General features: G+C 71.8%; 9 protein-coding genes. 7 read left to right on the forward strand and 2 right to left on the reverse strand.

The window, feature by feature from the left end:
* The 5 genes from ACF061_RS21765 to ACF061_RS21785 all read left to right on the forward strand — a co-directional run.
* The coding region (locus ACF061_RS21765) for a DUF3459 domain-containing protein (RefSeq protein ID WP_392268574.1) at positions 1-477 on the forward strand (477 nt) is incomplete at its 5' end.
* Entirely contained in the window at positions 474-2,192 is a 1,719-nt protein-coding gene (gene treS, locus ACF061_RS21770) for a maltose alpha-D-glucosyltransferase (protein WP_392268575.1), read from the forward strand. The genes ACF061_RS21765 and treS, both read left to right, overlap by 4 nt.
* A gap of 31 nt (positions 2,193-2,223) precedes the next feature.
* Positions 2,224-3,612, forward strand: coding sequence for a maltokinase (locus tag ACF061_RS21775; RefSeq protein WP_392268576.1), 1,389 nt, complete (start codon positions 2,224-2,226; stop codon positions 3,610-3,612).
* A gap of 4 nt (positions 3,613-3,616) precedes the next feature.
* Positions 3,617-5,839 carry a 1,4-alpha-glucan branching enzyme gene (gene glgB / locus ACF061_RS21780; protein ID WP_392268577.1) on the forward strand — a complete coding sequence of 741 codons (2,223 nt, stop codon included), beginning with the start codon at positions 3,617-3,619 and terminating at the stop codon, positions 5,837-5,839.
* Between the two features lie 126 nt (positions 5,840-5,965).
* Positions 5,966-7,054: a glutamate--cysteine ligase gene (locus tag ACF061_RS21785; RefSeq protein ID WP_392268578.1), complete on the forward strand. Its 1,089-nt coding sequence runs from the start codon at positions 5,966-5,968 to the stop codon at positions 7,052-7,054.
* A gap of 95 nt (positions 7,055-7,149) precedes the next feature.
* Here the strand turns inward: ACF061_RS21785 and ACF061_RS21790 are convergent, their stop codons facing one another.
* Positions 7,150-7,383 (reverse strand): DUF6480 family protein, encoded by a 234-nt coding sequence (locus ACF061_RS21790; protein ID WP_392268579.1) that lies wholly within the window; start codon positions 7,381-7,383, stop codon positions 7,150-7,152.
* A 693-nt stretch (positions 7,384-8,076) separates the two neighbouring features.
* On the opposite strand from ACF061_RS21790, the gene ACF061_RS21795 reads away from it, so the two are divergent.
* Positions 8,077-8,508: an ATP-binding protein gene (locus ACF061_RS21795; RefSeq protein WP_392268580.1), complete on the forward strand. Its 432-nt coding sequence runs from the start codon at positions 8,077-8,079 to the stop codon at positions 8,506-8,508.
* A gap of 176 nt (positions 8,509-8,684) precedes the next feature.
* Here the strand turns inward: ACF061_RS21795 and ACF061_RS21800 are convergent, their stop codons facing one another.
* Positions 8,685-9,056 carry a PRC-barrel domain containing protein gene (locus ACF061_RS21800; RefSeq protein WP_392268581.1) on the reverse strand — a complete coding sequence of 124 codons (372 nt, stop codon included), beginning with the start codon at positions 9,054-9,056 and terminating at the stop codon, positions 8,685-8,687.
* A 388-nt stretch (positions 9,057-9,444) separates the two neighbouring features.
* Here ACF061_RS21800 and ACF061_RS21805 point away from each other — a divergent pair, with 388 nt between their 5' ends.
* The gene (locus ACF061_RS21805; protein ID WP_392268582.1) at positions 9,445-13,716 is read left to right on the forward strand and encodes a HAMP domain-containing protein; all 4,272 of its coding nucleotides are present in this window, start codon (positions 9,445-9,447) and stop codon (positions 13,714-13,716) included.
* Positions 13,717-13,749 lie beyond the last annotated feature (33 nt).

Consider the following 13,749-nt stretch of genomic DNA (forward strand, 5'->3'; position numbering starts at 1 on the left):
AACACCCCGCTCAGAGAGGGCGGCGAGGAATACCTGGACTCGGAGAAGTACCAGCTCAAACCCCGCGACTGGGCCGCCGCCGAACGCGAGGGCCGCACCATCGCCCCGCTGATCACCCGCCTCAACGCCATCCGCCGCCGGCACCCCGCACTGCACCACCTGCGGAACCTGCGCTTCCACCACACCGACAACGACGCCGTGATCGCGTACAGCAAGAGCACCGGCGCGGACACGGTCGTCGTGGTGGCCAACCTCGACCCGCACCACACCCAGGAGGCCACGGTCTCGTTGGACATGCCGCAACTCGGCCTGGACTGGCACGAGTCCACGTCCGTGCTCGACGAACTGACGGGTGAGACCTACCACTGGGGCAGGACCGGCTACGTGCGCCTCGACCCGGGCCACCGGCCCGCGCACGTGCTCCACGTCCAGCGATCGTCCACCTCGCCGCAGATCGGAGGGCCCCCAGCGCCATGACAGTCAACGAGCCCGTCCCGGACATCTTCGAGGACGCCCCGGCCAGGGACCGCGACCCGGAGTGGTTCAAACGCGCCGTCTTCTACGAGGTCCTCGTCCGCTCCTTCCAGGACAGCAACGGCGACGGCGTCGGCGACCTGAAGGGCCTGACCGCCAAACTCGACTATCTGCAATGGCTCGGCGTGGACTGCCTGTGGCTGCCGCCGTTCTTCAAGTCCCCTCTGCGGGACGGCGGTTACGACGTCTCCGACTACACCGCCGTACTCCCCGAATTCGGCGACCTCGCCGACTTCGTGGAATTCGTCGACGCCGCCCACCAGCGCGGCATGCGGGTCATCATCGACTTCGTCATGAACCACACCAGCGACCAGCACCCGTGGTTCCAGGAATCCCGCAAGGACCCCGACGGCCCCTACGGCGACTTCTACATGTGGGCCGACGACGACAAGGGCTATCCGGACGCCCGGATCATCTTCGTCGACACCGAGGTGTCCAACTGGACCTTCGACCCGGTGCGCGGCAAGTACTACTTCCACCGGTTCTTCTCCCACCAGCCCGACCTCAACTACGAGAGCCCGGCGGTGCAGGAGGAGATCCTGGCCGCCCTGAGGTTCTGGCTGGACCTGGGCATCGACGGCTTCCGGCTGGACGCGGTGCCCTACCTCTACGCCGAGGAGGGCACCAACTGCGAGAACCTGCCCGCCACCCACGAGTTCCTCAAGCGGGTCCGCAAGGAGATCGACGTCCAGTACCCCGACACGGTGATCCTCGCGGAGGCGAACCAGTGGCCGGAGGACGTCGTCGACTACTTCGGCGACTACGCCGCCGGCGGCGACGAGTGCCACATGGCGTTCCACTTCCCGGTGATGCCGCGGATCTTCATGGCCGTGCGGCGCGAGTCGCGTTACCCGGTCTCCGAGATCCTCGCCAAGACCCCGGCGATCCCCTCGAACTGCCAGTGGGGCATCTTCCTGCGCAACCACGACGAGCTGACCCTGGAGATGGTCACCGACGAGGAGCGCGACTACATGTGGGCCGAGTACGCCAAGGACCCGCGGATGCGCGCCAACATCGGCATCCGCCGCCGCCTGGCGCCCCTGCTGGACAACGACCGCAACCAGATCGAGCTGTTCACCGCGCTGCTGCTGTCGCTGCCCGGCAGCCCGATCCTGTACTACGGCGACGAGATCGGCATGGGCGACAACATCTGGCTCGGCGACCGCGACGCCGTGCGCACCCCCATGCAGTGGACGCCGGACCGCAACGCCGGCTTCTCCTCCAGCGACCCCGGGCGCCTCTACCTGCCCACGATCATGGACCCGGTCTACGGCTACCAGGTCACCAACGTCGAGGCGTCGATGTCCTCGCCCTCCTCGCTGCTGCACTGGACCCGCCGCATGATCGAGATCCGCAAGCAGAACCCCGCCTTCGGACTCGGCTCCTACACCGAACTGCAGTCCTCCAACCCGGCCGTCATCGCCTTCCTGCGCGAGTACCGGGACGACCTCGTACTGTGCGTGCACAACTTCTCCCGCTTCGCACAGCCCACCGAACTGGACCTCAGCGCCTACGACGGCCGGAACCCGGTCGAGCTCATCGGCGGGGTCCGGTTTCCCGCCATCGGTGAACTCCCCTACCTGCTGACCCTGGCGGGACACGGCTTCTACTGGTTCCGGCTCGCCAAGGTCGCATCCCGGGTCGGCCGACGAGTCTGAGCGCGCGGCCGAGACGAAAGGAGGCGTGACCATGCAGAAGACCGCACCCCTGACGCCGAGCGCCGCGGGCCTCGCCGAGCCCATGGCCTCGCTCGGGTCGCTGCTGCGCGCGTGGCTGCCGCGCCAGCGCTGGTTCGCCGGAAAGGACCGGCCGGTCACCGATCTGCGGCTGCTGTCGATGACGGAGCTGTTCCCGGGCTGTCTGCATCTGCTGGTCCACGCCGAACACGCGGGTGTCCCCACCGGTCACGGCGGGGTCCCCGCCCCCGCCGGCACCTCCGCGCCGCCGCCCGCCGACTGCTACCAGCTGCTGCTCGGCGTGCGCCAGGAGCTGGCGCCGCGCCTGCACCGGGCGTTCATCGGCCGGCCCGTGGCGGGACCGCTGGCCGGCCTCGCGGTCTACGACGCGCTGTGCGACCCGCGCTCGGCGCAGCTGCTCCTCGAACGGCTGCGGCGTCCCGGCACGGCGGGTCCGCTGCGCTTCGAGGCCGATCCGTCCGTGCTCATCCCCGGCGGTCTGGCGCCCAGGCTGCTGGACGCCGAACAGTCCAACTCCTCCATCGTGTACGGCGACGAGTTCATCCTGAAGGTGTTCCGGCGCATCCAGCCGGGCGTCAACCCGGATTTGGAGGTGCCGTGGGCGCTGGCGCGGCAGGGCTGCGACCGGGTCCCGGCTCCCGTGGCCTGGCTGCGGACCACCCGGCCGGAGGCGGCGACGCTCGGTGTGCTCCAGCCGTTCCTGCGGGAGGCGGCCGACGGCTGGACGCTGGCCCTGAGGGCACTGGCCACCGGGGACGACTTCACCACCCAGGCGCACCAGCTGGGGCAGGCGACGGCGGAGGTGCACCTGGCGCTGGCCGACGCCTTCCCGACCGGCGCGCACCGGGAGGCGGCGCGGACGGCCGCGGCGATGACCGAGCGCCTGGAGGCGGCGGCGCACAGTGTGCCCGCGCTGCGGCCCTACGCGACCCGGCTGCGCACCGCGTTCGCCGCGCTGGCCAACTGCGACGCCGGTCCGCCCGCCCAGCGCGTCCACGGCGACCTGCACCTCGGCCAGGTGCTGCGGGCCGGACGGGAGTGGTTCGTCATCGACTTCGAGGGCGAGCCGTCCCGTCCGCTCGCCGAGCGCCGCATCCCCGAGTCCCCGGTGCGGGACGTCGCGGGCATGCTGCGCTCCTTCGACTACGCCGCCCGGCAGCGCCGTCCCTGGCGGCCGGAGTGGGCGCGCCGCTGCCGGGAGGCGTACTGCGCCGGATACGCCTCCCGGGCCGGCTGGGACCCCCGTAAGAAACACGCCCTGCTGCGGGCCTACGAGACGGACCGTGCCGTGTACGAAGTGCTGTACGAGGCCCGGCACCGCCCCGACTGGCTCGCGGTACCTATGGCGGCGATCGAACGTCTCGCCGTGAGAGGAGGCTGAACCGGTGGCACTGCGCGACACGTCACTTCCCGAGCTGTCCGGACCCGTCCCGCCCGCAGCGGGCCGGGTACGCACGGCCCCGCCCCTGGACCCCGCCGACCGTGAGCGCCTGCTGTCCGGCGCCCACCACGACCCGCACGCGCTGCTCGGCGCCCATCCGGCGCCGGGCGGGATCGCCTTCCGGGCGCTGCGGCCGTTCGCCCGTTCGGTCTGTGTGGTGACCGGCGGCGAGCGCGTCCCGCTGGTCTCCGAGGGCGACGGCCTGTTCTCGGCCGTCCTGCCGCTCGACGCGATCCCCGACTACACCCTCGTCATCGCCTACGGGCAGGACGAGTACGAGGTCCACGACCCCTACCGGTTCCTGCCCGCCCTCGGCGAGCTCGACCTTCACCTGATCCGGGAGGGTCGGCACGAGCAGCTGTGGCGGGCGCTCGGCGCGGAGCCGATGACCCATCAGGGCGTGAGCGGCACCCGGTTCACGGTGTGGGCGCCCAACGCCCGGGGCGTGCGGGTGGCCGGGGACTTCGCCTACTGGGACGGGACCGCGTTCCCGATGCGCTCGCTCGGCGCGGCGGGGGTGTGGGAGCTGTTCCTGCCGGGGATCGGCGAGGGCGCGGCGTACAAGTACGAGATCACCTCGCAGTACGGCGGACGGTTCCTGAAGGCCGACCCGATGGCGCGCCGCGCCGAGGTGCCGCCGGACACCGCCTCGATCGTGACGGCGGCGCACCACGAGTGGGGCGACGCGGAGTGGATGGCGCACCGCGGGGACGTCCCGGTGCACGAGGCGCCCTTCTCGGTGTACGAGGTGCACCTGCCGTCCTGGCGGAAGGGGCTGACCTACCGGGAACTGGCCGAGGAGCTACCGGCGTACGTCAAGGACCTGGGCTTCACCCATGTGGAGCTGATGCCGGTCGCCGAGCACCCCTTCGGCGGCTCCTGGGGCTACCAGGTCACCTCCTACTACGCGCCGACCTCGCGGCTGGGCTCACCGGACGACTTCCGGTACTTCGTGGACGCCTGCCACCGGGCCGGGATCGGCGTGATCATGGACTGGGTGCCGGCCCACTTCCCCAAGGACGACTGGGCGCTCGCCCGCTTCGACGGCGACCCGCTGTACGAGCCCGGGAACGCGCAGCGCGCCGAGCACCCCGACTGGGGGACGTACGAGTTCGACTTCGCCCGCACCGAGGTGCGCAACTTCCTCGTCGCCAACGCCGTCTACTGGTGCGAGGAGTTCCACATCGACGGGCTGCGCGTCGACGCGGTCGCCTCCATGCTCTACCTGGACTACTCGCGCGACTCCGGCCAGTGGACGCCGAACGCGTACGGCGGCCGGGAGGACCTGGACGCCATGGCCTTCCTGCAGGAGATGAACGCCACGGTGTACCGGCGGGCGCCGGGCGTGGTCACCATCGCCGAGGAGTCCACCGCCTGGGGCGGGGTGACCGCGCCGACCGACCACGGCGGGCTGGGGTTCGGACTGAAGTGGAACATGGGCTGGATGCACGACTCGTTGCAGTACATGAGCAAGGAGCCGGTGCACCGCAAGTACCACCACCACGAGATGACCTTCGCGATGGTGTACGCCTACAGCGAGAACTACGTGCTGCCGATCTCCCACGACGAGGTGGTGCACGGCAAGCGGGCCCTGGTCTCGAAGATGCCCGGCGACTGGTGGCAGCGGCGCGCCGACCACCGCGCGTACCTCGGCTTCATGTGGGCGCATCCCGGCAAGCAGCTGCTCTTCATGGGGCAGGAGTTCGCGCAGGGCGGTGAGTTCTCCGAGGAGCACGGGCCCGAGTGGTGGCTGCTCGACGAGAGCCACTGCGCGGCGGGCGACCACCGGGGGGTGCGCGACCTGGTGCGCGACCTGAACGCGCGCTACCGGGCGACCCCGGCGCTGTGGCAGCGCGACACCCGGCCCGAGGGTTTCCGGTGGGTCGCGGTGGACGCCGCCGACGACAACGTCTACGCGTTCCTGCGTCACGACGCCCAGGGCGCCCCGCTGCTGGCGGTGTCCAACTTCTCCCCCGTGGTGCGCCGGGACTACCGCCTGGACGTGCCCGGTGACGTCACCGCCTGGTGCGAGGTGCTGAACACCGACGCGGCGCGCTACGGCGGCAGTGACGTGACCAACCCCGACCCGGTCAAGCCGGAGGACGGGCACGTCCGGCTCACGCTGCCGCCGCTCGCCACCCTCTGGCTGGTCCCGTACCCGCTCTGAGGGCGACTGCCCCGGGACGGCGGCCGGACCCGTAGGTGTCCGGCCGCCGTCCCGGGGCAGTCGGGGTCGTACGACGACCCGGCGCCCGTCCGGCGTCGCGGCGAACGGACGGAAAGGCGGCAAGAGGTGCGGACCGTCGGAGTGGAGGAGGAACTCCTCCTGGTCGACCCGGAGACAGGTGAGCCGAAGGCTCTGTCCGCGGCGGTGCTCGCCCGGGCCGAGGCGGACGACGCGGACCAGGACGTGTTCGAGAAGGAGCTCTACGGGCAGATGCTGGAGTTCGCCACGCATCCGCAGACGGACATGGCCGAACTCGGCGCGGAGATCGCCCGCTGCCGCAAGGAGGCGGCCCGGCACGCCGGGGAGATCGGCTGCGCGGTGGCCGCGCTGGCCACCTCCCCGCTGCCGGTCAGCCCGTCCATCAGTATGAACCGCCGCTACCAGTGGCTGGCCGAGCAGTACGGCATCGCCACCCGGGAGCAGCTCGTCTGCGGCATGCACGTGCACGTGGCCGTGGAGTCGGACGAGGAGGGCACCGCGGTCCTGGACCGCATCCGCCCCTGGCTGCCGGTGCTCCTGGCGATCAGCGCCAACTCCCCGTTCTGGCAGGGCGAGGACACCAGCTACGACAGTTACCGGAGCCGGGTCTGGGACCGCTGGCCGTCGGCCGGTCCGACGGAGCTGTTCGGCTCGCCGGAGCGCTACCACCGGCGGGTGGCCGACATGGTCGCCACCGGCGTCATCCTGGACGAGAAGATGGCGTACTTCGACGCACGGCTGTCCGAGCGGTATCCGACGGTGGAGATCCGGGTCGCGGACGTCTGCCTGCACGCCGGCGCCGCCCGGCTCGTCGCCACCCTCGCCCGCGCGCTGGTGGAGACCGCCGCACGCGACTGGCGGGCCGGCCGGGAACCGCTGGACCACAGCGTGAGTCTGCTCCGGCTGGCCGCGTGGCAGGCCGCCCGGGCCGGTGTCGCCCGCGAGCTGCTCCACCCGGCGACCATGCGGCGGCTGCCCGCCGAGTCGGTGCTGCGGTCCCTGCTGGACCACGTCCGCGACGCGCTCGCCGACACCGGTGATCTGCCGCAGGCCGAGGAGGCGGTGGAGGCGCTGCTGCGGCACGGCACCGGCGCCCGCGTGCAGCGCGAGGTGCTGGAGCGGACCGGGAGCCTGCGGGAGGTCGTCACCGAGTGCGTGCGCCTCACCCAGGAGTGAGCGCCCGGGGCGGGCCCGAGGCCCGCCTCCGGCCCGCCCCGCCCTCCCGTCCGCCGGACGGGAGGGCGGGGCTCGGCTCTCGCGGTGCCCCGGGATCAGAAGATCAGGGCGAGGGCGTACGTCAGGAAGCCCACGGCGACCACCAGGACGAGCAGGAGGATGAGGATGAGCGGGGCCTTCGCCCAGCCCCGGGCGGTCTGGTCAGGCTGCTGGGGCGCCGCCTCGGGCATGCTGCTCTCCGCGGGCGGGGTCTCGCCGGGCGGCACGCCGCCCCCCGGTTCGAGGCCGGTGGTCCGTTCCGGATCGGGATCTGGATTGACGTAACTCATGCCCGACGGGTTCCCCGAACGGGCCGGGATCACAGAACGGCGCCACTTCCCCGTTCCGGGTTCCCGGGCGCCCTCCCCCCGGCCGCGGCGCAGTGTCGCGCTCGGGGTCCGTCCGGGTCCTCCGGGCGGTGCCGGAGCCCTTCGACGTGGCGGGCGGGCCGCTGACGCCGCCGACGAAGCCGCGCGGGGACGCCGTCGTGGAGCGTTGCGCCGCGCCGACCTGGTGGTCCTCGCCGTCCTGGTGGCCGTGCACCACGGCGCGTCCTGGACGGCCTTCGGGTGAGCGGCTCCGCATCCGGCGCGTCGTCCGTCCAGGCGTGGCGGGGAAGCCGTGCCGATCCGCGCGGCGGAAGAGCCCCGTCCACGACGCACCGCCGACCCCGCCGCACCGCTCCGGGCCGCGCCGGCGACCTCGGCGGCGCTGACGGTACGGGGGCGGCGGTCGACGCGTGGCGGGAGCCGTACGACACCTGCTGCCCGACCGGTCGGGAGTCCGTGGGCGGGGTGCACGACCCCCGGCCGGTGCCCGCGCCGGGCCGCCGTGTGAGACCTGCGGTCCCTCGGTCGGCACTGAGACCAGTGCCACGGGATGCCCACGCGTAGGGTCCGTGCCCACGGGAACTAGACACGGGAACGGAAGGCAAGGAAAGGACGACGACGCCCTGCTCACAGGGGCCGGGCCGGGAAGGCACGATGGCAACCGAGCCGCATTGGGACGACGCACTGGCCACCGAGTTTCCGAGTCGAACCGCTCGCTTCGCGGGCGAGCTGCACCATGTGACGGGTGCGCGCCTCGCCGCGGAGGAGTTCCTGGACGACCTCGCGCACACCTCACTGCCCTCGTCCCAGGAACACTGGGACGACATCCTGCTGGTGGTCACCGAACTCGCCGCGAACGCCGTGCAGTACGCGCCGGGGCCGTTCGTGCTGCGCCTGCGCCGCACGTACGACGGGGTGCATGTGACGCTCAGCGACACCAGCACCACGCGGCCGGCCCCGCGCCCCTTCCATCCCAGCCGCGGTGGCGGCGGGATCGGCTGGCACCTGGTCCACACGCTCTCCGACCAGGTCAGCGTCGTGGTGAACGACCGCGGCAAGGACGTGCACGTCTTCCTGCCCTGGTGACCGCCCGGCGAGGACATCTCCCCGACGACCGCCCGCGAGCCCGCGCCGCCGACCGCCGCCCGGCCCATCGGGCCCGTCGGCGAGCGCTCCGGCGGGCCGGGCGGCGCACGGCGCTCCGGCCCCCGTCCGGCGGCCCCGCGCGCCGGCGCCGCCTGACCGCCGGGCGCCGCCGCCGGTCAGGCGGTGGCCGCTCCACGTGGCGGCAGCCCGTGGTAGTACTGCCCCACCCGGGCCAGGTAGTCCGGGTCCATCGTCTCGCTGTCGGTGCGGAAGCGCGGCGCCGCCTTGATCTCCGCGCGGGAGCAGGCCACCGCTATCCGGCGCTCCTCCCGGTCGATGCCGGTGACCACGCCGACCGGCACCAGAACGCTCTTGCCGAACACCCAGACTCCGGTGTCCACGACCAGATGCCGCATCCCGAAGTGATCGGCCTCCCGGTCCACATGGCCGATGACGCCGTCGGAGGCGACGACGGTGAAACCGGTCACGTCCTCTCCCTGGGCACCGACGGCCTGCGGCGGGTACGACCAGATGCTGTCGACGGTCACGCTGCTCCTCTCCCGGACGAACGAGTGGCGAGCCGCCGGACCGGGGATCGCGGTGCGGTCGGCTCACAGCACCAACTACCCGGCGCCGCCGGTCGCATTCGGCGGCCGGATCGCCGTACGGCCGCGGCGAGGAGGGAAAACAGCACCGGGTTCCCCGGATTTCCGGTCCCATGCACGGTGCGTACGGACGGGACTCGGCGGGGGCCGGAACTGACGCGGAGTTTTGTTCGGCACGGGCGCGGTGGGTTAGCCTGCGACGTATTTCTCATCGCGCGTGCCTTCCGTGACATGCGGAAAAGCACGCGGCAACGCGGGCCCGGAACGGCCCGATGAGGTTTTCCGAGTCCTCGTCGCCGAGGACTCCCTGGGGAGCGGGACGAGGGTGCGCATGACCAGCGACAGGACCGAGGTGGTCGACGCCGTACCGGGCGACCAGGAGCTGAGGCAGCTCCTGGCGGGGCTGACGGCCGTGCGCGACGGCGACTTCGGCACACGTCTGCCCGAGGACACCGAAGGTCTCATGGGCGACATCGCGACCGTGTTCAACGGCATGGTCGACCAGCTGTCCGTGTTCACCTCCGAGGTCACCAGGGTGGCCCGGGAGGTCGGCACCGAGGGGACGCTCGGCGGGCAGGCGGAGGTGCCCGGAGTCTCCGGCACCTGGGCCGACCTGACCGACTCCGTCAACGCCATGGCGGGCAACCTGACCACACAGGTGCGCGACATCGCCCAGGTGGCGACCGCGGTGGCCAAGGGCGATCTGTCGCAGAAGATCGACGTGCCCGCCCGCGGCGAGATCCTCCAGCTGAAGGAGACCGTCAACACGATGGTCGACCAGCTGTCCGCCTTCGCCGACGAGGTCACCCGCGTCGCCCGCGAGGTCGGCACCGAAGGACGCCTCGGCGGCCAGGCCAAGGTCCCCGGTGTCGCCGGCGTGTGGCGGGACCTCACCGACTCCGTCAACTTCATGGCGGGCAACCTCACCAACCAGGTCCGCAACGTCGCCCAGGTGACGACGGCCGTCGCCAAGGGCGACCTCTCCCAGAAGATCACCGTCGACGCGCGCGGCGAGATCCTCGAACTGAAGAACACCATCAACACCATGGTCGACCAGCTCGGCGCCTTCGCCGACGAGGTCACCCGCGTCGCCCGCGAGGTCGGCACCGAAGGACGCCTCGGCGGCCAGGCCGACGTCAAGGGCGTCAAGGGCACCTGGCGCGACCTGACCGACTCCGTGAACTCGATGGCGGGCAACCTCACCGACCAGGTCCGCAACGTCGCCCAGGTGGCGACGGCCGTGGCCCAGGGCGATCTGTCGCAGAAGATCACCGTCGACGCGCGCGGCGAGATCCTCGAGCTGAAGAACACCATGAACACGATGGTCGACCAGCTCTCCGCCTTCGCCGACGAGGTCACCCGCGTCGCCCGCGAGGTCGGCACCGAAGGACGCCTCGGCGGCCAGGCCGACGTCAAGGGCGTGTCGGGCACCTGGAAGGACCTCACCGACAACGTCAACGTGATGGCGTCGAACCTCACCGGTCAGGTCCGCTCCATCGCCCAGGTCGCCACCGCGGTGGCCCGCGGCGACCTGTCCCGCAAGATCACCGTCGAGGCCAAGGGCGAGGTCGCGGCACTGGCCGACGTGATCAACACCATGGTCGACACGCTGTCCGCGTTCGCCGACGAGGTCACCCGCGTCGCCCGCGAGGTCGGCACCGAAGGACGCCTCGGCGGCCAGGCCCACGTGCCCAACGTGGCGGGCACCTGGAAGGACCTCACCGACAACGTCAACTCGATGGCCAACAACCTCACCGGCCAGGTGCGCAACATCGCGCTGGTGACGACCGCCGTGGCCAGGGGCGACCTGTCGAAGAAGATCGACGTCGACGCGCGCGGGGAGATCCTGGAGCTGAAGACGACCATCAACACGATGGTCGACCAGCTCTCCGCCTTCGCCGACGAGGTCACCCGCGTCGCCCGCGAGGTCGGCACCGAAGGACGCCTCGGCGGCCAGGCCGAGGTGGAGGGGGTCTCCGGCACCTGGAAGCGGCTGACGGAGAACGTCAACGAGCTGGCCGGCAACCTCACCCGCCAGGTGCGGGCGATCGGCGCGGTGGCCAGCGCCGTGGCCGAGGGCGACCTGACCCGCTCGATCACCGTCGAGGCCTCCGGCGAGGTCGCCGAGCTCAAGGACAACATCAACTCCATGGTGGAGTCCCTGCGCCAGACCACCCGCGCCAACCAGGAGCAGGACTGGCTCAAGACCAACCTGGCGCGGATCTCCGGTCTGATGCAGGGCCACCGCGACCTGCCGGTCGTGGCCGAACTGATCATGGAGGAGCTCACCCCGCTGGTGTCGGCCCAGTACGGCGCCTTCTACCTCGCCGAGGAGGGCGCGAGCGGCCCCGAGCTGCGCCTCGTCGGCTCCTACGGCAGGCCCGACGACGACGAGCGGCCCACCCGTTTCTCCTTCGGCCGCTCGCTGGTCGGCCAGGCCGCGCGCAGCCGCCGCACCATCACCGTCGACGAGCTGCCCCGCGGCTACGTCACCATCTCCTCCGGGCTCGGCCAGGCCGTGCCGAGCGCGCTGGTCCTGCTGCCGATCCTGTTCGAGGACCAGGTCCTCGGCGTCATCGAGCTGGCCTCGGTCGCCGCGTTCACCCCGATCCACCGGGACTTCCTGGAGCAGCTGCGCGAGGCCCTCGGCGTCAACGTCAACACGATCGTCGCGAACGCCCGCACCGACGAACTGCTGGGCGAGTCGCAGCGGCTGACGGCCGAACTGCAGGCCCGCTCGGCCGAGCTCCAGGCTCAGCAGGAGGAACTGCAGCGCTCCAACGCGGAACTGGAGGACAAGGCCTCGCTGCTGGCGGCGCAGAACCGCGACATCGAGGCGAAGAACCTCCAGATCGAGCAGGCCCGCCAGGAGCTGGAGGCCCGGGCGCAGCAGCTCTCGCTGGCCTCGAAGTACAAGTCGGAGTTCCTGGCCAACATGAGCCACGAGCTGCGCACCCCGCTCAACAGCCTGCTCATCCTCGCCCAGTTGCTGGCCCAGAACCCCTCGCGCAACCTCACCCCGAAGCAGGTCGAGTACGCGGGCATCATCCACTCGGCCGGCAGTGACCTGCTGCAGCTGATCAACGACATCCTGGACCTGTCGAAGGTCGAGGCGGGCAAGATGGACGTCTCCCCGGAGCAGGTTCCGCTCAGCCGGCTCATCGAGTACGTCGAGGCCACCTTCCGGCCCATGACGACGCAGAAGGGCCTGGAGTTCAAGGTCGCCACCGCCACCGGAGCCCCCGCCGACCTGCTGACCGACGACTCCCGGCTGCGCCAGATCCTGCGCAACCTGCTGTCCAACGCGGTGAAGTTCACCGAGCAGGGCGGCGTGGAGCTGTCCATCGAGCCTGCGGTGGACGACGAGGTGCCGCAGGGGGTGGTGCGGGGCGGCGCCGTCGTGGCGTTCCGGGTGAAGGACACCGGCATCGGCATTCCGGAACGGCACCTGGAGTCGATCTTCGGCGCGTTCCAGCAGGCGGACGGCACCACCAGCCGCAAGTACGGCGGCACCGGTCTGGGGCTGTCCATCACGCGGGAGATCGCCCATCTGCTCGGCGGCGCGGTGGTGGTGGACAGCGCGCCCGGCCGCGGCAGCACCTTCACGCTGTTCCTGCCGGTCTCCCGTCCCGACTTCGAGCAACTGCTCGGCAGCGGGCGGTTCCCGGAGCGGGCCCCGGCCGAGCTGCTCGCCGCCGCCGACCCGGTCGTCGCCGTCGCCCCGGCGGGCCCCGCCCGGCAGCGTCCGCGCCGGCTGCTGGTCGTGGAGGAGCGCTCGCGCGGACTGCTCACCCTGGTCGCCGAGAGCGTGGTCGCGGACCTCGCCCGGCACAGCCCGGACGACGGCGCCGCGCTGCCGGCGGTGGACGTCATCACCGCCGTCGGCGCGCAGGAGGCGGCGGGCGCGCTGGCGGCCGAGCCGTGCCACTGCGTGGTCCTGGACCTGGACATGCCCGAGGGCGAGGCGTCCCGGTTCCTCGACGCGCTCGCGGGCGACTCGGGACTGGCCGGCGTGCCGGTGCTCATCCACAGCGGTCACCGCCCGGACGTGGCCCGCTCCGAGGCGCTGGGCTCGCACCGCGACGACGGGTCCATGGAGTTCCTGTCCAGCCTGGACGAGCTGCGCGAGCGCATCGCCCTGCACCTGGCGGCCGAGGAGCCCGGGGACGTGCTGTCCCTGGTACGGCCCGAGGAACCCCAGGACCTCGCGCCCCCGGTCGACGGCTCCTTCCAGGGCCGTACCGTCCTCGTCGTCGACGACGACGCGCGCAACCTCTTCGCGCTCAGCGGGATCCTGGAGCTGTACGGCTTCCGGGTGCTGCACGCGGAGAACGGCCGCAAGGGCATCGAGACGCTGCTGGCCCACTCGGAGATCGCGCTGGTGCTGATGGACGTGATGATGCCGGAGATGGACGGCTACACGGCCACGGCCGAGATCCGCAGACTGCCGCAGTACGCCGAGCTGCCGATCATCGCGGTCACCGCGAAGGCGATGCCGGGAGACCGGGAGAAGTCGCTCTCGTCGGGTGCGAGCGACTACGTCACCAAGCCCGTGGACACCCACGACCTCATCGCCTGCGTCCGCCGCTGGCTGACCGCGTGAGCGCGCGGTCGTCGTTCGGCCGAGGAGCATTCG

Source organism: Streptomyces sp. NPDC015220 (genome assembly GCF_043079345.1).
Classification (GTDB): Bacteria; Actinomycetota; Actinomycetes; order Streptomycetales; family Streptomycetaceae; genus Streptomyces.

Bases quoted from the DNA above. Each gene is read 5' to 3' on its own strand.
- ACF061_RS21795 (WP_392268580.1), top strand. From the start codon at position 8,077: ATGGCAACCGAGCCGCATTGGGACGACGCACTGGCCACCGAGTTTCCG.
- ACF061_RS21775 (WP_392268576.1), top strand. From the start codon at position 2,224: ATGCAGAAGACCGCACCCCTGACGCCGAGCGCCGCGGGCCTCGCCGAG.
- treS (WP_392268575.1), top strand. From the start codon at position 474: ATGACAGTCAACGAGCCCGTCCCGGACATCTTCGAGGACGCCCCGGCC.
- ACF061_RS21790 (WP_392268579.1), bottom strand. From the start codon at position 7,383: ATGAGTTACGTCAATCCAGATCCCGATCCGGAACGGACCACCGGCCTC.
- ACF061_RS21805 (WP_392268582.1), top strand. From the start codon at position 9,445: ATGACCAGCGACAGGACCGAGGTGGTCGACGCCGTACCGGGCGACCAG.